General features: G+C 66.0%; 1 pseudogene. It reads left to right on the top strand.

Features of this window, described 5'->3' with window-relative positions:
• Positions 1-415, top strand: a pseudogene (locus A4A58_RS20145) (alpha-amylase family glycosyl hydrolase); the annotation flags it as partial.
• Positions 416-570: the final 155 nt, after the last annotated feature.

Raw genomic sequence — 570 nt, 5'->3', positions numbered from 1 at the left:
CCTCGAGACTTTCCGTCCGTGCGTGCCGTACTCCTGGGTCTCTTGGCCCTTTTCCAATCACGACGTCGTGCGTCCTGTCACCCGATTCGCGCTGCGTGAGGCCGACCGGGAGCCCGTGGCGAAGCTTGCGATTTCGCTGCTTGCCAGCCTGCGGGGCACCATCTGCCTTTATCAGGGAGGGGAGCTCGGTCTGCCGGAGGCGGAGCTTGCCTTCGAAGAATTGCGCGACCCATACGGCATCCGCTTCTGGCCAGCCTTCGCCGGACGTGACGGGTGCCGGACGCCGATGGTCTGGGAAAGAGAACTGTCGAATGCCGGCTTTTCCGCCGGAACCCCCTGGCTGCCGGTTCGCGATGGGCACCGGATGCTGGCGGTGGACGCGCAGGAGGGCGTGGAAGGGGCGGTGCTCGCGCCCTAACGCCAGACCCTTGGGTTCCCTCGGGCCCCGTCCGCGCTGGTCGACGGCGACAGATGGGAAGAGCGTCGTTTAGGGAACGCGGGGTCAGGGTCGTGTCGCCCGCGGGTGTCGCGGTCGGATTCTCATACAACATGCAACACATGAGTACTCGC

It is taken from the genome of Tardiphaga robiniae (genome assembly GCF_001618955.1).
Lineage (GTDB): Bacteria > Pseudomonadota > Alphaproteobacteria > Rhizobiales > Xanthobacteraceae > Tardiphaga > Tardiphaga robiniae_A.
Note: the sequence above shows the minus strand (reverse complement) of the source record. Positions and strands in the feature narration are given on the sequence as shown.